The organism is Marinobacter sp. BSs20148 (assembly GCF_000283275.1).
GTDB classification, from domain to species: Bacteria; Pseudomonadota; Gammaproteobacteria; order Pseudomonadales; family Oleiphilaceae; genus Marinobacter; species Marinobacter psychrophilus.
The window spans coordinates 1,026,055-1,046,626 of the sequence record NC_018268.1 but is presented as its reverse complement, the minus strand read 5'-3'; the positions used below and the strand labels follow the sequence as shown (position 1 = coordinate 1,046,626).

General features: G+C 57.6%; 3 protein-coding genes. 1 reads left to right on the top strand and 2 read right to left on the bottom strand.

The genetic code is table 11. The features are described 5' to 3' along the window. Positions 1-29 precede the first annotated feature (29 nt). Positions 30-3,086: an EAL domain-containing protein gene (locus MRBBS_RS04655; protein ID WP_014870275.1), complete on the top strand. Its 3,057-nt coding sequence runs from the start codon at positions 30-32 to the stop codon at positions 3,084-3,086. A gap of 51 nt (positions 3,087-3,137) precedes the next feature. On the opposite strand, the gene MRBBS_RS04650 is transcribed toward MRBBS_RS04655, so the two are convergent. After that, positions 3,138-4,772, bottom strand: coding sequence for a ShlB/FhaC/HecB family hemolysin secretion/activation protein (locus tag MRBBS_RS04650; protein ID WP_014870274.1), 1,635 nt, complete (start codon positions 4,770-4,772; stop codon positions 3,138-3,140). Positions 4,773-4,814: 42 nt separating this feature from the next. Next, complete coding sequence (locus MRBBS_RS04645; protein ID WP_014870273.1) at positions 4,815-20,522, bottom strand: leukotoxin LktA family filamentous adhesin; 15,708 nt, start codon at positions 20,520-20,522, stop codon at positions 4,815-4,817. Between the last annotated feature and the right edge of the window lie 50 nt (positions 20,523-20,572).

The window sequence follows — 20,572 nt, the reverse complement described above, 5'->3', positions numbered from 1 at the left end:
TTCTCTAATTTCACAATTTCTGGATGGACATGTCACCGCAGAAACACGCCGACTCAGAAAAAAAGCGGTTACAGAAAACCGAATCCATTCAACCCCAGGGTGTGTTACTGGCACTGGATAGCCAGCTCTTCATCCAGTGCTGCAGCGAAAACATTGATGAATTGCTGCAACTACCTTACACCGCAGTGCTCGGGCGCAATTTCGACGAGTTTACCAACACCGCCGACATCGAACAGATACGCAGCCTGAAAGGCCTGAGTGACTGGCGCTCTTGCGGGTTGCTGAACTTGCGCATCCGCCAGGGCGACAACTGGTTGAACTGCAACGCAGCGGTCTCTTATGACAACCACCGCTGGCTCGTAGAACTGGAACTGCAGGCCCAGGATCAGGATCAGAACGCGCTTTTCGGCCAGCTGTTCATACCTACACGGGCTCTGCTATGGCAGCTTAACCGCGAGCAGGACCTACACAGCTACACCCACAAAGTGGCAGAACTGGTGCGCCAAGTAACCGGTTACGATCGGGTGATGATGTATCAATTCGATCACAACAGCGATGGCGAAGTGATCGCAGAAAGCCGTTCAGCGCAAATGAACAGCTGTCTGGGAAACCGTTTTCCAGCGTCGAATATTTCGGCCCAGACCCAGGCGCTTAGTAGCCAAAACCTGACTTGGGTGACCGCGAACAGAAAGTGCGCCACGGTGCCTGTGCACGGCGCCCCGGACATTGATACCGATCAGCCTCTGGATATGACCTATTCGGCATACCGTTCGCTGCCACTGGTTGACCTGGAATATCTGGGCAACCTGGGTGTAGCAGCGGCTCTGACTATTTCGCTGACCCAGAATGGCAGGCTCTGGGGCTTGCTGATGTGTCATCACAACACCCCGAAAAATGTAACCCTGCGGGAACGGGAGCTGTACGAATTTATCGGCCGAACCATTTCCATCAAGTTGCCAGATTTGCAGCGTAATGAGCAGCCGCTGCTGCAACCAGAACAGGATTTCCGCAGACTGGCGGAGCTGTCCAATGATATGACCGTGCGTTTGCAAGGCGACGGTACGATTAGTTATGTTTCGTCAATTGTGAAAACCCTGCTGGGCCACACCGTAGAAAGCCTGCAGGGAACCCCGTTCACCCTTTTGCTGAACGATGAAGGCGTCGACGCCTTCGAACGGGGCCAGCGAGCGCTGGAGGAAGCCGGAGTGACGCAAAAAATCACCCTCAAATTTCGGCATACAGACCGCCATTCAGTGTGGGTAGAAGCCACGATGTGGCAGCCTGAAAGCAGCGCCGGCCCTGGCCAAGGCGTGGTTCTGAGCGCTCACGATGTAAGCCAACGCAAGAAATATCAGCGGCTTATCGAGGAGCTAAACCAACACAATAGCTTGCAACAGCAAGACCAAGACGGCAATGATCAGCAACCGGTTACCAGCCAAACCTTTCTCGACCAGACGTCTGAAGCCGTGGTTATTGCCGGTGCCGATGGACGGATCCAGTCCGTTAACCGCTCGTTCTGTGAAATTACCGGTTACACCTCGCAGGAAGCGATAGGCCATAACCCTTCGATTTTACAGTCAGGAATTCACACGGCTCATTTTTATGAGTCGTTGTGGCGTTCCCTGAGCGAAAAAGGCCGTTGGAAAGGTGAAATATGGAACAGCCGCAAAAATGGCGAGGTTTATCCTCAGCTGGGCAGCATTTCCGTCATTCGTAACAACGACGGCAGTATCCGCAACTATGTGGCGGTTTTTTCCGATGTATCCAAAGCCAAAGAGGCCGAAAACAATCTGTTTTTTGCTCAGAACCACGACCCGCTTACCGGCTTGCCCAACCGTCAGTACTGCCTCGACAAAGTCCGCCATGTGATTGCGGAAAGAGCTCAGGCTGTGCCTGGAGTTGCCGTTGTGTTTCTCGACATTGACCGATTCAAACTGCTCAACGATGCCCGGGGCCATCACACCGGTGACAGTTTTCTGCAAGCGGTCGCCCAGCGCCTGACCGAAGCTTGCCCAAAAAATGGACTGTTGTGCCGCTGGGGCGCCGATGAGTTTGTGCTGGTGCTGGAGCAGGTCACAAACCGTGATGGCATTGCGGTTATTGTGCAGACGTTATTCAATGCGCTCGCCAAACCGCTGAAGCTGGCGGGCCATGAACTGATCCCCTCCGCTTGCGTGGGCATAAGTTTCTACCCCGAAGATGCCGCCGACGCCCAAGGGCTGATGCAAGCCGCGGAAACCGCGTTGTATCTTGCCAAGGAACGCGGGCCATCCAGCATAGAGCTGTTTACACCATTACTGGCCGAGCGCCTGCAACGCAAATTCGAGGTTGCCAGTGAGCTTCGCCGGGCGATTCGGAACGACGAACTGACGCTGAATTATCAGCCCCAGGTAGATTGCAAGACTGCGGGGCTGCTCGGAGTTGAAGCGCTGGTGCGTTGGCAGCATCCAGTGAACGGCTTGATGTCGCCCGTCACGTTTATTCCGCTGGCCGAAGAGCTGGGGCTAATCGGCTTGCTGGGCGACTGGGTACTCGAAAAAGCCATGGCGCAAATGGCCCGCTGGCGCGACCAAGGCCACCCTGTTCCGCAGGTGGCAGTGAACATTGCGCCACAGCAACTGGTGCCGGGTTTCGCCGATCATATCCGCGACCTGCTAGCCAAACATCAATTACCAGCAAGTATGCTGGAACTTGAGATTACCGAAGGCGCTCTGGAGCGGGATGACCGCATCATCAAGTTGTTACAGGCATTGCGGGACATGGGCGTGCTGTTGGCCATCGACGATTTTGGCACCGGCTATTCATCCCTCGCCCACATCAAGCACCTGCCGGTAACCTGCCTTAAAATTGACAAGGTGTTTATAGACGACTTGCCACACGACGCCTATGACGTAGCCATTATCCGAACCGTTTTGGCTTTGGGCCACAGCCTTGGTTTCAGGGTGCTGGCCGAAGGGGTGGAAACCGAAGAACAGTTCCTGTTCCTGGTGGAACAAGGCATCGACACTATCCAGGGTTACTATTTCGGAAAACCCATGGAGGCCATCGCACTGGAGCAGTGGATCATAGACCGTGATAAGGGCTAAGGATTGAGCATAAAAAACGGTGACGCCGATGGTGCAAGCTGTTGTGTCCGGCTAACGCCCCCACTCCCAGCTCACACGCGTGTAAAACACCCAGTCATCTTGTTCCGGCACGATGTCGGCCAGGGCATTTGCATAGGTCATATTCACCGAGACGCCCTTAACACCACTCCAGCCAAGGCCCACGCCCGCGGCCTCGGGAGTCTGCGTGGGATTTCTGGAAAGCACGGTGCCTATGTCATAGAACACAAAGGGGTCAAGGGCTCCGCCCAGCACGCTCAGCCCACTGTAATGGGCTTCAAGACTGGTCTGAATGCCATAATCGCCGCTGATCAGGCCTGGCACATACCCGCGAATCGATGTCGGCCCGCCGATGGAGTAGGCCACAGCACCGGGAATCGCTTTCTCATTGGTGTACTGATAATCCATCTGCACCAAACCGTACCAGTTGGACTGACCTGGCCGGTAATAGCCGCTGGCGTCTCCGGTCAGCACCGCAAAGCTCTGATCGGTTCCGCTGGCTGACTTGTTGTGCGTGCTCACCCAGCCAATCAGTTGTCGGCCTGTTAATTGCCAGCTCGGGCCAAACCAGGTGAACTGCGCGCCGGTATTGAGTTTGTTAATGTCATAGTCACTGATATCTTGGCCCAGCACCGACGTTTTCGAAACCGAGTGCATCGCCGAGCCCAGCGCGTTGAGCCAGAAATTACTGGTCGAGATAGCAAGCCAGGAAGCATCCAGCGTCAGGCTGACCGAATCCCCCTCAACCGACAGGTCCTTAAAATCTCCCTCAGTCACCTCTGACTGGTTCACCGCGAGGCTGCCACCTAGCCGCCAGCCGCTGGCTTTGACCGGTGCGCTATAGATGGACGAGAACGCCTGGTTACCATCCGACACCAGGGCATAGAGCAAGCCCCTGTCACTCCCGGTAAATATGTCCTGGCGGCGATAGATCGCGCCCAGTTCAACTTCACCGGAGCTCTCGTAGCCATAGTTATCGACAAACAGCTGAACATTATCCTGCAGCGGCTCATCCACCACCACAACGATATCGGTAAGACCAAAATCCTTGCCTGCTCGCAGCTCGGCCTGCAGCCGGGCGTCGTTGACCCGATTGAACTTGAGAATATCGCTTTCCAGCGCTTTCATATCGAGCAGTATTGTATCTTCAGGCAAGGGCGCCCATTCGCGCACATAAGGGCCTGGCAGATAGCTGTTGCCTTCAATAAGCATCTCGCCCAATTTTCCTTCCACCAGACGGATAATCACAACACCGCCTTCAATTTCTTGCTTGGGAAGTAACGCAGTGGCCGTATAGATGCCTTTTTCCTGATAGGCCGCGTTGATCTGTGACACCATCCGATTCAGGTCGGATAACCGCGATTCCTTGCCAAGGTAGGGCAACACGATTGTTTTCAGCTCCTCCGGGGTAAGCAGCTCTGATTTGGTAAAGCGCACACTTTTGAGTTCAAAAGAAGGCCCCTCATCGGTTGTTTCTGATTCATCAGGAGCCACCAACGGCTGTTCACGCTCCTGAATCTCCCGACGTTGTTGCAGGTCCTGTTCACGTTGCAGCAGTTCCCTTTCACGACCGGCGGGGTCGGCAGCCGGTGGAAGAGTTGCCGCATACGCAATCGGGGCGAGCATGCTGAAGATGATAATCTGCGGAGCGAGGCGCCAATAATTCATTCAATATTCCTGATTGATGGACTAGGGTCCATGATCGATTGGCTACCTGGAAGAAATTTCCAATAAAATCTCGTCTGCCGGCGGTACGTCAGCCTCCCCGTTCAAGTTTTGCTCTGCGGTGTTTACGGTCTGTGAACCAAAGTTCACTGTGCGCTCCGAATAGCTCGAGCCCTCCGGTATCCTGAAGCCTGTATCTAACACTAACAGCGGGGGCTCGCTCAGCCGTGTTTGCATGATGTACTCCGCGCTGAGTCGCTGCGCTGAAAGCTCTTCCAGGGCCTGCGGCACTCCAGGTTGATAGAAAAACATCACCAGTGGGTCACTGTAGCGACTTACGCGGGCATTGGTACGCAGCTCAAAGCCCCGGGTGTCAAGCCAGAACTCTGTACCCGGAGCGACCAGTTGCCCACTCACATCCCGTGGGCGCAAGTCATCATTGTTCAGGCTCAGGGTCAGGTCAGCGGTCTGCATTTCCAGACTGTCCAGCACCACGGCTTTGTCCAGATTTAAATCACCATCCACGCTTAACGAGCCTTTTTTCGATTTGAACACATCAATATAAAGCTTGCTGGTATTAACCACCTGGACGTTGATCTCGTCTGCGCTAACGCCTTCGAATCCTTGCAGCGACATATAGGTGTTGACCGCCCCTTTACTGTCTACGCCGACATCAATCGTGGGCGCTTCCAGTGCCAGAGGCCCACCACCATTCAACTCAATCTGACCAATCCTCAAGCCCTGGCTGGAGGCCAGCTTGCCTTGTTTCATGATGATCGAGTCGCCGTCGATAGCGCCGTCTATCCACAAATAAGGATTTCCAATCAGTTCGCCAAAGCTCAGGCTGCCAGCCACTCTCAATATCACATTGCCATTGGGCGCCCGCAAAAATGGCGAATAAAGGCCTCGCTCTGCGACAATATTGATATCGCCATTCTGGGTTTCCGCCGACAACCAGGGCATATCCACCACCAGCGGGTCACCCATGCCGGTAACGGCGCTGATGCTTCCCTTGGCATTGGGTCCGGTGGCACGCAGGTGCACCGGCGTGTCCTTACGCCCGGTAATGCTGCCGCCACTGTTCAGGCGGACCGCATCATCGCCATTCCACGACGTTTCCAGTGCCGCTAACTGCATGTCACCCGTGGTGTTAATACTCACCTGACCCGCCGCGTCAAGACGTGAGCCAGAGCCCATAGCCAGAGCTTTCGCATTGATTGCCGCCGATGCGCCCGCATTGACCGGGCCATCAAGGCTGATGCTGCCCTGGGTCGAGTCAATATCCAGATCGCCATCAAAGCTCAGTGCCTGCAGGGTCAGGTCGTCGACTGCCGTCAGCGTGGCATTGCCACGCCCCTGCCAAGTCGAGCCGATGTCCATGCTGATGCTCTGGGCATCGGCAGTCAGTTCACCCTCGGCATCCACGGCGCCTGAAGTGGTCAGTGCACCCGTGGCCAGCAAGGCCAGATTACCGGTAGTTGTCGACAGATCGCCGACGCTGAGCGCACCGGCCGTCGCGTCCAGCGTTGCGCTGCCCGCACGGATGGCCGCTGCCGCCAATTGAATGGCAGAGGCTGAAATCGCCAGATCGTCTGACACCGTGACCTGCGGTGCTCCGTTGGCACCAAGCGCACCCGCCAGATCAAGGCTTAGACTGGTAGCACTCAGATCGCCCCTCAGATCCACGTCGCCCACGGACGTCAGATCGAAGCGCTGAGCTATGGTCACATCCCCCAGACTGAAGTCTGTGGTATTGCGCACATCCAGCCAGGCATTAGCGGCGTTTACGGTCAGCTCGCCAGACCCGCTCAGCGTCAGATTCAACCCGTTGTCCGAACTTCCGAGATCACTCAAGCCCGCGTCCAGTGCGATGTCTGAACCCTGCAAGAAGTGGTTGGCGTCGTAGCCGAGTATGTTCTGATCATTGAACAATGACAGAATGCCGCCGGCCGCCACGGAGCCAACCCGCAAGTCGGCTCCACTGTGGCTGAGGTACAGATCATTGGCCGCACCGGCCTGACGCAAGGCCCCCGAAAGCTGCACGTTCATGGCCTGAGCCGCCGAACCGATGTCACCCTGGGTGTTGGCCAGATACAGGTTACGGGCCTTGAGATTGGTCAGCCCGGCTTGCGCCGCTATTTCCCCGTCCACGATCAGGCGGATATCGTCATTGGCCGAGGCCAGTTCACCCACCGTCAGGGACGAGGCCGATTCAATGTAGATGGAATCGCGAGCGGCCACATTCAGCGCGCCAGTGGTGTCGACCTTGATCGGATCAACCTGCCTGACGGTCAAGGTTACCGAGCTGCTGGTCAGGTCCGTTGAGATGTCTCCCGGCCCGGCCGACAGCAACGCCGATTTCTGTTCATTGGTGATGGTTGCGGTATTGTCGCGGGGCACGCTGAACACCAGGTCAGCCAGATTCTTGCCGACGCCGCCGTTGCCAGCCATCAGATGGATATTCGGCGCAACGATATTGGCCTCACGATCCGTCAACTGGCCCGCGGCGTCTGCACTCAAAGCCGCGGCGGAGATACTGATGTCGAGCTGGCTCTGGGCCCAGGTCGAGCCTTCAACCATATTGGCATACCAGCTGCTGGCAGCATCAATATCCAGCCGGAAGCTGTCGTTATAAGCGCTGGTGAACAGCGCGCCGTAGTCATAGCCGACCAGCGTGCCTTTCTGTTCCTGGCCAATCGCATCGGCGGCATTGGCGTAGACATCAGGCGTTGCCACCTGATCAACAAACCAGGCATTCAGTGCCTGATACTCAGCCTTCACCCGTGCGGTCAGCTGCGCGACATCCGTAGTGTCGTAACGGATTTTCATGGCATCCAGATACACAGCATCAATGGCGAAGCCGCTGTCACTGTCATCACTCAGACGCTGCTTGAGCATCCAGTAGTTGTGATATTTGCTGTTGAACTGGTTCTGGTAGGCCGTCACCGCTCGCTCACCGGCGGTACCGTCGAGCAGGCTCAGCGAATCCCATACCGAAGCGTCATAGGCCAGTTCCTTCACGGACTTCTGTTGCTGCCCAAGGGCATTGGTCAGACTGCCATTACCCAAGCGGATAACCACATTGTCGTTGGCCTCAATACGATTAATTGCCAGATCACCGCTGGCTTGCGAAACCACAATGTCGTTGGCGGCATGCAGGGACACAGCGCCGGTTGATGCGATATTGATGTAGTTGTAGCTTGCCGGGTCACCCAGCGTACCCAGACTACCGATACTGCCCGACAAGCTGGTGAGATTAATGGTGTTGGCCGAAATCAGCGTGCTGGCATCTTTGGCGACAATGCTCTTGTCTGCCGTACCCAGAATACCGTACTTCGCCGACAGCTGATCAATGGCCAGTGCCGAGCCCATGGCGGTGGCATTGAAGCTCAGCGAGCCATTATCGGACTGCAAGGACAGTTCGTTGGTGATGATCGCCAGCGCGTTACCGACACTGCCGATATCGCCATTGGCCCGGATACGGGTGATACCTGAGTTGATCGACGAGGCACTGGAGGCCGTGAAGTCGGCGTCGGTGAGGATATTGGTCGTGCCCCTCGGGTTGTAGATGTTGCCGGTCAACTGAATCGGTGACTGCGAGTCCAGAGTGATATTGCCTTGCGCCAAACCGGTGAACTCCAAACGGATCGAGTGATCCGCCTTGACGTAGGTGTGGGCAACCATACTCAGCTGGGTGGCAATGCGCACGGTAGGGTCGGCATTGGTAAGGTTTCTGCCGTAGTAATCGCTGTAACTGAGGTTCCACTTAAAGGAGCTGGTGGTCGGGGGCCCTGCAGCAGCGTATGTCTGCTTGAGGTATTGCGCGGCGACGCCGCCGGAGCAGGCCTCGGGTTTGGAGCCACAGGTAGTATATGCGCTGTATGTGGTATTCCAGTCAGTGATGTTATCGGGGCCATAGTTCCAGTCCCCGACCGTGTTCGGGTAATTGTTCAGGTAGCCGTTCGCCGGCTTCTCATAGTCTCGCGTGATCGTCGCATCTTCGCGGAGGTAGAACAGCTGCCCGGCAAGCGGCTGGTAGGTCGTAAATGAGGTGGTGCCGGTGCCACCAAAGCTGCCGATCCGGACTGACGTCTTCGGATCAAGATGCGACCCCGCCTGGTGACTGGTCTGATACTGGCTGATCTGGCCGCCCGGGCTGTGGACGTACCACTGCGACACACGGTTGTTTTCTGACTCAAGGAGGTTTTTTTCACGGTCCGTGATGCGAATAATACCCGTGGCATCGTCGCCCGCGCTGAGCGTACCAACCTCCAGCCGGCTGTTGGAATCGTTGTTAATGGCGATCTGACCCAGACCATCTTTAACGACGATCTTGCCGTCGGGGCCGGTCGAGGAGATGCGCGCGACGATGTCCACATAACCACCGCTATTGGCCGGGATATCATCAATGCGCAGAGATGCCGAGGCCACATCGTATTTCAGCTTGATCCCCGACGTCCCCTCTGCACTAGCGATATCGAAGGTGTAGGCCGTGGTCTTATAATAATCCCGATCGTAGTCCGCCAAGAAAAAATTCGGTTGATAGTCCGGGTTGACAACCCTCAGGAATTTGGCTTCGCCCGGCGTCAGATTGATGATATCCCCTGCAACCAGGCCAGCATCCTGAACATACTGCTGAATCTTGGCGTCAAAACCAGCCCCTATGTTGACCGACGAACTATTGTCGGTGCCCGATTCTATGAGGCCGTTAATGTCCACGCGCCAGGCGTTGATGATGACCTTGCCCGCACCAATCGCTTCGCTGGCGCCTTCCAGCTCGTCGTTAACGTACTGGTAGCTGGCCGTCCGCGACAGCCCCCGGTCGCCCTGGTAATCGGCAATCCGCCGGAATTTCCAGGTGCCACCACCGCGTGAGGAGTCGTTTTTAAGCAGATTAAACACCACAGGATTACTGCCAGTGTATGCACTGGTATCTCTGGCCTCGCTGAAGCCCCAGTTGAAATAGATGTTCAGCTGGTTGTAGCCGTAGGGCGACGACGAGTAGTAGGGATCCTTGAAAAAATTGATTGAATCGGTGTCCAAGGCTTCACCGGTAAACCACTTATTGAACGCAGAAAAGCTCGTGTCGCTAATCTCCGTCGAATACCTGTCGTTCAGATAATACTGCACGAACTCCGTTTCGTTCGCCGGCCTCCACTCTTGATCGGTGAAGTTGACCAGTGCGGTGGGGTCGCGACCGGGGTAACTGTCTTCGGTCGGGGTGTTAATCAGAAAGTTTCCGTTTTTCACAGTCAGGTAAACCGCGTTGGCCCGGATCTGCGCCTGTTGAATCAGGTCACCTTCATCAACCGTAATATTGACGCTGGACAGCAGGTTGGTGATGTCGCCATCGATAATTACGTCGGAGTTCTCGAAATTCGCCCCGTCCGAATTCGGCGAGTGCGTGACGTAAATACCGGAACCGAAGGGGGTCTGCGCTTCACCGGTCTGCTCATCAATAATAAAGCGGGCGCTCAGGTTGGCGCCGCCGGTGACAAACACATTGCCGCCGGTCTGGTTGGCAATCTCCAGATCGGCCAGCATCAGGTGACGGTCGGACCGGTTGTCGATAATGATGTTCGCATCGCCTTTGGCGGTAAAGATGGACGTATGGCCCGCAGCCAGATTGATCTCGTCAGCACTCAGACTGACATTGCCGGCCGAGGCCCGAACATCGGCAACCTTGATGACGACATTCTCCTGTGGGGAGAGGTCGTTGACGATCACAGACAACAGCCTCACCTGGCTCTGCAAGTCTTCGATTTCACCCACGTTAGGGTTAGTGCCGGTCGTGCTACTGATGCTCGTGCCGGTGCTGCTGCCGGCCCCATCGCCAGCCTCGTCACCTGCGCCCAGTTCGGTGCCTTCGGTGACCGTAGCGCCGGTCCAGTTCTCCAGCTCCGTGATCTGTGCATTCAAATCGTTGATGAAGGCCTGCAGTTTGGCACGCGATGAATACATGTCGGCCTGTTGCTCGGCCGTGCCATCCCGATAGAGCTGGCGGGTAATTGTGCCTGCTTCGTTAACTGTCACCGACTGATAGGCGTATTGCCCGGCGGTCACAGAGCCGCTGCCATTGAAGGTCAGGACATTGGTCACATCCTTGTCGCTGGCACCGAAGGTGGTCTCGGTGCTGAACAGCTCCAGGTAAGGGTTCTTTTCGACACCGGCAGCGCGGGCGTAGGTGGATCCCTCGATCGCACCAATACCGACATGACCGTCACTGCCAATGGCGAAGTTGTCGCCGAACAGCACCTTGTTGTCGAGCACGATATCGCTTTCGGCCTTGTTGCCGGCCGGGATCGGAATCGCAGTCCAGTTGTAGATATTGCTGCGGGCGTCGGCAACCAGCTGGTTCTGACGCGCGCCACCGGAGCCGCGACCGGCATACAGGCTGATCTGGCCGTAGGCATCAACCACGAGGTTTTTACCCAGTTTCAGGGTATTCTCGACATCGACACGGACATCGGAGATACCACCGGCCACACCGCGCACGGCCCACACGCTGACATTCGCCTCCGCCGCGGCACTGCCGGACGAATAGGTACCCAACCCGACCCCGCCCCAGGCATTGCGCAACTGCACACCGTCACCCAGGGTGACCTGATTGCGCGCCCGCACATCAACATCCGACTCTGCGCCGGCACCCTGCAAGGCGCCACCGACTTCGATCACCACCTTGTCATTGACGAAAAACCCGGTAGCGGCATCCAGACTGATGCCGTTGCGGTAGTCCTCGTAATCCCCGGCCTGATCAGAAATCTTCAGCACGGCATCTTTGCCAACCTCCACCGCCGCTAACAGGTGTTTGATATTCTGGTTGGACAGTGCCGCCGTGCCGTTGAAACCACCGCCCCCGGCGCCATACACGCTGGTGGTGTAACTGGCATCCCACGGCGTTTGAATCTGCACCGCCTGATTCAGTGCATCGATGTCTATATCCAGCGCATTCAGGCTGACGTTCTCGCCCAGCACCACTTTGGCATTGGTATTGATTTCGACATCCGAAACAGCGCCTGAACCGCCCACCACGGAAACCGTGGTCGAGTCGGTGCCGGCAAAGAAGTTGACCTCATTGGTCGCACGCATGACCACATTGCCAGCGTCGATAGGTACTGTGCGGTAACCGCTGGACCAGTCATCTACCAGTACCGCAGCCGCATACTTGTCTTCGGCATGATCGCCCGCCTCGACCACCGCTTCCGCCGCACTGCCGGAGACAAAACCACCACCACCAGCGGTGGTGAACGACTGGTTGTCATTCTGGCTGCTGGCGTCAAGGATCAAATCACCCGTGCGCTCCAGGGCTGCCATCGGGTCTTTACCAAATTCTACCCGGGTCGAGCTGAAGGACTCCGCCAGACCCACCTGGTAGCCGCCGGCAAAGGCACCGATAAAGTAACCGTCGGCATCGGCGATCTGCACGCCGGTGTGCCGGGCGTAAACTTCGAAGTCCGCATCCGGAATCGTTACGTAGTCACCCACGCTGGCCACTGACTGAGCATTGTTGCTGGCCCGGGCTTCGGAACCGGCCACAGCCAGCATCAAGCCGCCGGAAGCGGCGAATGCAGCGGCATGGGCGGTTTCATAGTCGGCATCCGCGCCATCGCCGACTTCACTGCGAACCACCACATCACCGCTGCCGGTGAAGGTCACACCATCGGCCACGGCCGCCCGTGCTTCGGCGTCGGTCATGGCGTAGGCGAATGAGCCTCCCATGGAGAAGCCGCCGGACACCGTCACACCGTAGGCGCTGGAGTACAATTCCGGTACCACCTGCGCAGACAGGCTGAGCAGGCCGCTGCCGGTTCCAATGGTGCCGAACAGAGTGGCATTGGCATGGGAGTTGTCGTGGGCGTCAGTCACCACGCCCTGAATACCCGCAGAAATACCCCCGGCAAGAGAGAACGCCGTGCTCTTGACCATGCCCGAACTGTTGGCGCTGACGGTCATGTTGTCATAGCCATCGACCAGCTTGCCGGTCTCGCCCAGCCAGGCATCCACTTCGCTGGCCTTCTTTACGTAACCGTAGCTCACGCCAATCGCAGAAGTGCCCAGATTCACGTTCAGCGAACCGTCAGTCGCCGAGTCTGGCCGGCCAGGGTTGACGTCACCCAGGCGCAGTTCCGTGGTATCTGCTGCTGTGACGATCAGGTTGCCGGTATCTGAACCGCTGGCCGATGTTACACCTGCCACCACGCGATTCGCCGCACGAATATCCACATAGTTGACCACTACGCTAACGCCGCCCAAACCAATAACAACCGATTTGGATTCACCGGCAGCATCTTCATCAGAAACATTCTCGATGGTCGCGCCAACAACCACGTTGTCCGCTGACAGATTGCTGTCGACAGTGGCAATGCTCATGTCATACATGCGGGTAATGCCGATCACGCCGGCAATCCCGACGGCCGAAACCTGTGCTGCACCGAGCAATTGGTTGTTATGCAGCAAGGCACGGCTGTTCACATTCAGGGTATCGACGTCGATCACGCCACCGGAGATCCGCGCAGCAGTGACACTTTCACCGGATATTTTCAGTGACTTGCCGGCATCGGTGGTCGTGGTGGTAGTCGGTGCTGCCGTACGGTCGATGCTCGCGCCGGACTGCGCCTCGATAGCGCTAATGTCATCGTCAGACAAATGGCTGTTATAACTGGCCGTGTCGGTCTGCAGCACCGTGTTTGCTGTTGTGCGCGAAGGGTCGAACTCATTTTCGGCATTGGTGCCGTCATCGGCCGTGGTATCACCCTGGCCAAACAGGGCGACACCAATGCTCACCGCCGCACTGAACTTGCCCGCTGCGCCGGCGATACTGGTCAGATCACTCTGACGCTGAGAGGTGGCATCGATATCCAGCAGGCCGGCCTTGATATCCGCGCCCACCACTTCACTAACCACCTGGCTGCGGCCCAGTACCACGTTTGCGACCACGCCAACGCCGACCTTGTTGCTAACCCCAATACCCAAAGCGAACTGCCGGGCGTCAAGGATCTCCTGGGCGCTGAGGGTTACGCTGGAGGCCGCTGTGATGCCATCTTGGCCACGAATAGCGGTGCGCAAACCGCCAACCCCGTTTGACTTGCCATGGATGGCTGCGCGGGTCTCACCCCGGAACTCGGTGACATCAATCATTGCCGCCGCGCCAAACTCGGGCGAAACGCCGGCACCGAAGGCATGGCTATTAACATTTTCCAGACGCTGAGCATCCACCGTCAGCTCAGTGACGTTAACCAACGTGTTACGCGTATCAGCGGTATTATTCAGATCATTACCGATCAGTGCCTTGCTGTCACCACCGATGATGTTCACCGCCATGCCGAAGCCCACGCCGACTTCGCCAATACCCAGGGCACCGGCAGCGACATTGGCTTCCTGGCGACGATCAGAAGCAACCGTCAAGCTGTTGGCTGTCAGCGTGCCACCTCGTAACCATGCCCGGGTGTCTCCCAGCTGTTCGGTAATCACTATCGAAGCTGCGCCACCCAGACCACCTTTTTCACCCAAACCCGCTGCAACGCCAGCGGAAACCGCCTGGGCAACTTTCGAGCTGTTGGCATCGATACTGACGGCGGCGGCATGCACTGTACTGCTGTCGATGGTGGCCGTGGCCGCCTTCTTCTGGCTGTTGGTGGCAAAACCGCCGACGCCTGAAATGCCGTCTGAAATGGCAACGCCCGCCGATACAGCAAACCCGGCTTCATGGGCGCTGGCGCGCACCAGCACATCGGCACCGTCCTGATCGCTGACGCCATCATTGATCGTGCTGTTCTTGATTTCGGCAGTGGTTGCATTGGACGAACTGTTGGTCGCCACGTTGACGCTGATCGCCAGTGACTTGCCGCCTGTGCCTCCCACGGTAATAGCCTGCTGCTTGGTGCGGCTGGTGGCGTTGACCGCCAGGCCACCGACGCTTTCCGTGGTCTTGTCCAGATTGACCAAGGCAAAACCGGTGGTCAAGGTGTCGCGGTCGACCGGTGCGGCATTGGTGTTGTCACCGTCGTCCTCGTTTTGACCCGACGTCGACAGATCCGGCAGCGTGCCGTAATTAGCCAGTGCACCGCTGTCCACGGTTATGCTCGCGCCTTTGCCTTCGGCAATGACGCTGGCATTGTCTATCGCCGCAGAGGTTTTGCCGTATTCCAGCGCCGTGGCTATGGCCACGGCGCCAGCACCGCCGTCCAGACCGATGCCCAGCGCGCCGCTGCCAACCAGATTGACGCTGAGCGCGTCGGCATTGACCGCTACATTGTTCCAGGCCTTTACGGTTGCGTCTTCTGCGATGCGAGCGCTGACATCACCGTCAACGATGCCGGTGCTTACCGAGCCGGCGAATGCGTTCTGCTCGGCTGACGCCGCGACCCCGGCGCTGATGGTCAGCAACCAGTTGTCACGTGCGGCATCGACAATCAGATCCTGCACATTTAGCGTAGTGCTACCGTCCGAGACGTTGTCGCCGAGTACGGCCGCGCTGACATCCGAATCGACCCGGTTGGTCGCCACAGCGATGCCTCCAGCAGAACCGCTGCCAGAGCCTGCGCCCATCCAGCCGGTCGCTACACTCTTGGTAAAGTCATAAGCTTGTACCGAAACTGTACCGCCCTGGGTAGCACTCGCATCGGCACTGCGATTGGTCCCTACATCCTTAATTGCTGCTTCAACTAGCTGATCCACATTGTTGACGCCGATCGCCCCGGCAAAAGCCAATCCGGAGCCAAAGGTTGCGCCGATGGCAATAGCATTGCCAACCAGCAGATTGTGATCGTCGGACGCGCCACTGGTGGCCTTGACCAGCACATCGCCGGAGGCCTGCAACGCGGTATTGGCAATATGCGCCTTGGTCGAGTGCTCGTCGGTGCCCACCAGATTGAGTGCGACCGCCAGGCCACCTGCCTGCCCGGTAGAACCCGGAGTACCGACTGCGACTGCACCGGCAACGTTGATTATATCCATGTCATTGGTGGCGGTAACGGCAACCGTCTCGGCATTGATGCTGCCGCTGTCGACGCCGTCCCAATCGCCAATCTCAGCCTCGACGCGGTTGTTCAGCCGGTTGACCGCCACAGAACCCACACCCGAGTATTTACCGGTACTGACGCCGACACCGATGGCCACGGTGTACAGCAGCGAGTTATCGCGGGCGTTGACGGCCACGTCGGCCGTGCTGGCCTCGCCCGCATTGATATTCACATCCGCCATGCGCGCCGAGGTATCGCTCTTCACATCGGCATGGGCATAGGAAAGGCCCACATTGCTCTTGCCTATCTGTACCACACCGGCCACGGCAATGATGCGCTTGCCGGCCGAGCTGGAGTCGCTGCCATCCTCGGCCTTGAACTTGTTATTTGACTTCTTGCCATCCTCGGCCGTGAATATGTAGGTATTATCAATGACGCCCGCACCACTGAAATCATAATCCTCGTTGCTAGTACTGCTACCCAGGTCACTGAGCACCTTCTCCAGCAAAGCAACGTCGTCACCACTGGCATTGACTTTAAGAGTCTGCACACCACTGATGTCGGTTTTGCTGATCAGCGCCTTGGTATCGGAACCAATCGAACCCACGGCAAAGCTGCCGGCGAAACCCTGAGAGTTTTCCACGCCGCCATTGTAGCCACCACCCGCAGCGCCAATACCAATCCGGTTCACCGCACTGGCCGAAACAATAATAGTGTCGAAGCCGGTCAGCGTGCTGCGTGCTCCGTCACCGCTGATGAGCGCCTCAACCGCGGAACCTCTGTAGACGTCTTCGTTATGGGCCGTGCTCAGTACATTGTTAGCGTCGGGATTGATCCCTCCCAACCCGTCCGACATCGCGCCGGGGTCATTGATCTCGGCAAAGGTAATCGCCAGACCGCCGCCCTGCTTGCCACCCGCATAAAGCGAGCCACCGCCGACACCGACATCAACGTTGTTGTAGGCAGACACCTCAAGGCTGGGGGCAGCGATGTTTTTGCTAGTGATCGAACTGTCATCGATACGCGCAGAGGTGCCGTCATAGATCTGCGCACCGGAGACTGACAACGCACCGTTGTTACTGTTCTGCGTATTTTGCGCCGAGCTGGTAATCGCCAGCGCCAGCGCCACCGAGGTGAGCTCACCGCCATGCAGCGCCTGCACTTTTACATCTCCGGCATTCGTAATCGTGCTGTTGCGGATACGCGCCAGCGCATCGTTAAAGCTGATCTGGTACGCAATCGCCCCGGCGATGGTGTTCTGGTTGGTTGGTGAGGCAGCACCCAGCATGGCAATGGCACCACCACCGGAAGCGGCAGCTGAAATCACTTTTTCCAGTGCCTGTACCGTGACATCGACATCCCCGGTACCCTTGCCGCTGATGGTGGCGCCATCAATAAATGCCTTGGCATCAATATTGTTGACTGAAACGGCGAAGCTGCCGGCTGCCGCCATGCCGGTTTTAACCACCGACGGGGTGCTGTCGCCGGCCGGAGCGGACGAACTGCTGGCTCCATCACCGGCGGCTTTGCCGATCGAGGCATCACCCGAACCGGATGATGCGGCGGTGTAACTGCTTGCAGCTTTCGAACTGGGCCTACTCCAATCGTTCTCGAAGCGCTCGCCAAAGCTGGGATTATTGTTCGGTTCTGAAATCCATGCGCCAGCTACTGCCAGCGAACCGTTGGTGCCGACGCTGCGCGCGCGCACCTTGACTTCGTTGGCAATGATGGCGTGCGGGTTCGGCACGGGCGTGGTGGGCGTGGTGGGCGTGGTGGGCGCGGTCGGAGCTGGCTGGCTGTCATTATTGAACGCCACCTTGGCTGACTCGGCGCTGTTGTCGCCAATAAAGGCCTTGGTATCGCCTTGGGCAATGTTGATCGCGACGGACAAGCCTATGGCCGATTCATCTGACTTATTGGCCGCTCCGGAGACTGCCCAGTTGCCAAAGTCATGATCGGCCAACACGTCCAGACCGATGGTGCTGACATGCGCTTGATTACTTAGTGATGCATGGGTGAGTGACTCGCTATTGAGAATCGCCAGCACACCGTTGAAGCCCATACCCTTGCCCATGCCTGACGAAGGGGTGACCAGGAAGTGACGTTCGTCAGTGTGCGCCTTGATACCGACGTTGCCATCCACCGCCAAGGTGGAGGCGCCAATGCCGGCAACCGCGGTAGCGGTTTGCTGGACAAAACTGATACTGGCCCCGATCGACTTGCCGTTTTCACTGGTGCCAATGCTATTGGGGATCAGCCCAAAGGTGCCAATGTTGCCGGCCAGATGCACACTTTCATTCAGGTTGTAGGCCTGCACATCCACGGAACTGTCAAAGTCAAAGCTGTAATCAATGGTTTCAAACGGTTTGGTGGTATCAAGCACAACCTGTGTTTCGGTGTTGCCCGCCACTATCCGGCCGGCCTTCCAGCTGCCGGTGCCGGTGGTCGTGAGTTTGACGTTATCGCCAATCCAGGCCTTGGTATCCAGATCGTTCACGACCACATTCAGCGAACCGCCGGTGGCCGAGGCGTCTGCTGCGGCGCCGGCATTGGCAAAGCTGGTCAGCACATTGTTCTGCAAGCCGCCGACGCCATTCAGCTTACTCAGCACATCGGAGAACGAACCCCACTTATCATAGGTGGTAGCAATCGGCACTTTTTGCCGGGCCAGCACGCCAACATTGACTGCAGAAATTTCCACGTAGTCGCCGATTTCGGCCACCGCATCGCCGGTGTTGATGGCGAAGTTCAGGGCAGCCGCGAGGCTTTTTTCCGAAGAGCCGGTCTGGTTGCTGCCGCTGGTGCGGCTGCTTGGTGAGGCGACGGCGGCCTCAGCCGAACTGCGCCAGGCACCCTGGTCATCACCTTGGGCCGCATTGTCATTGCCACCATCGATCGAGGCGTTATCCGTACCCAGATCGATGGCACTGGCCAGCAACAAATTGCCGGTGGAGTTGATCTTCGGCGCTTCGGCTTGCCCGGCAATGTTGTTGCCCAAATAGGCATAGGCCTCGTGATCGGACAGGTTCAGGGTAAAGGCCAGCCCACCTTTGAAGGCGATTTTGCCATCGGGGTCTTTCGGCACGTTCGCCTCGGGCGGCTTATGGGTATTAGCCAGATTGTCGACGCCGCCCTTTACGGCACCAATTTTGCTAACCCTGGATCCCAGGATACGAAGGCCGACACCGCTGCCCACGGTAACGCTCGATTTGACCTGCTGGTGCACCGTGCGATCAAGCGCCGTGATGCTGACATTGCCGGTCTTATTGGCGTCAGTACCGAGCGATGCACCCATTTCGGCCGTGGCATTGGTATTGAAATCGCCTACGGCGACGGCAATCCCGTATTCGGTATCCTTCAGGCCCATGGCCGTGGCCGACACCGAGTAGTAATTCTGGTTTTCCGCCGCCAGCACCAGGTTGTTAGCGACAAGAATCGCACCGCTTTCAATCACCGCGGTGGCATCCACATCCGACTCGCCTACTGCGATGGCCAGCACGACCTCATTGCTACCAGCGACAATAATGTCCAGCGCGCTGGCCGACACGTAGGATTCGTTGTGCGCCGTTACCGTCAGGTCGCCACCTGAGTGCACGGTGGCACCGTTCTGGATCGAGGTGTTGCTCATAGCGTCGGCGGTGCCGTAAATCGACGCCAGCGAGGCTTTGCCGCCAAAGGCCGTAATCTGGCTGCCCTGACTGACTGCATGGGACTCGGAGGCCATGGTGACATTGCCCGTAGCCTGCACATTGGCCGTGCCTTGGACAATGACCGACGCTTCCGCATCCGCCGCTATCAGGTAGAAGCCAGCGCCGGCAAAGGTGCCAGTCATGGTAATCAGGGGGACCACAGGCTCTTCATAGAACGATGCGATGGCCTCGCTCTGCGCCGTAACGGTCACATCGTTGGCATGAACCTTACCGGCAAGGGTAACGGATGAATCGGCGAGTGCAACGCCAAACCCGAGCTTTTGGGTGCTTCTGGCGGTGAGCGTGACATTACCGCTGGGGTCGGTAGTGACATTGTCGCGGGCATCCAGCACACCGGTGCTGGTGATCTCAATGCCATTGGCCTCTATGGTGATACCGCCATCGGCCAGCAGGTCGCCGGCAATCTGTGCATAACCAGTGCCGATGTGAATGGTACCGCCATCCTCGTATAGCGCTGTGGGCGCTGTGTAGTCACCTTTATTTACCGCCGCCGTTCCCACATAACTGGCATTAAAGGCACGACCGGCGATCAGCTTGCCACTGTTGGTGACATTGACCAGGGCGCCCTGAAGATCAATACCGTCTTTGGCGTTGATCTTGCCGGCAATGGTAATCAGCCCGGTAGGCGAGACTGCCAACGTATCGTCGAAGCTCTTGCCGCCCGAGATAAGATCATCAATATCACCGCTGGCGGGCGTGCGTACGGTCAGCTGGCCCACATTGACCACACCTGACGGGCCGACCAGAAAGCCGTGGGAACTGGCGAAAACGACGTTACCGCCAAGGGCGGGGGCACCACCCACATCCTTACCCTTATAGCTATTCAAAAAGCCGTAAATTTCCGGGGCACTGTCCTTGACGATGTTAACCAGCCTGGCGGCATTGTCCGGCACGATCAGGTTGATGGTGTTGCCATCGCCCACCACAAAATGCTTGAACACGTTGACAGGCACGCCATTAACGAGCTTGTTGTTCTGGATGCTCTGAACTGAGCCAGGCGGGCTGACAGTGGCCGTATTGGCGTCTACCACAATGTTGTGGGCCGGCGCCGCCAGCGCCTGCAGCGAGACGGCCGAAAGCAAAGTTCCCCACGCCGCGGTTCGCGCCGCCAATGTTCGTGCAAATGGCCGGC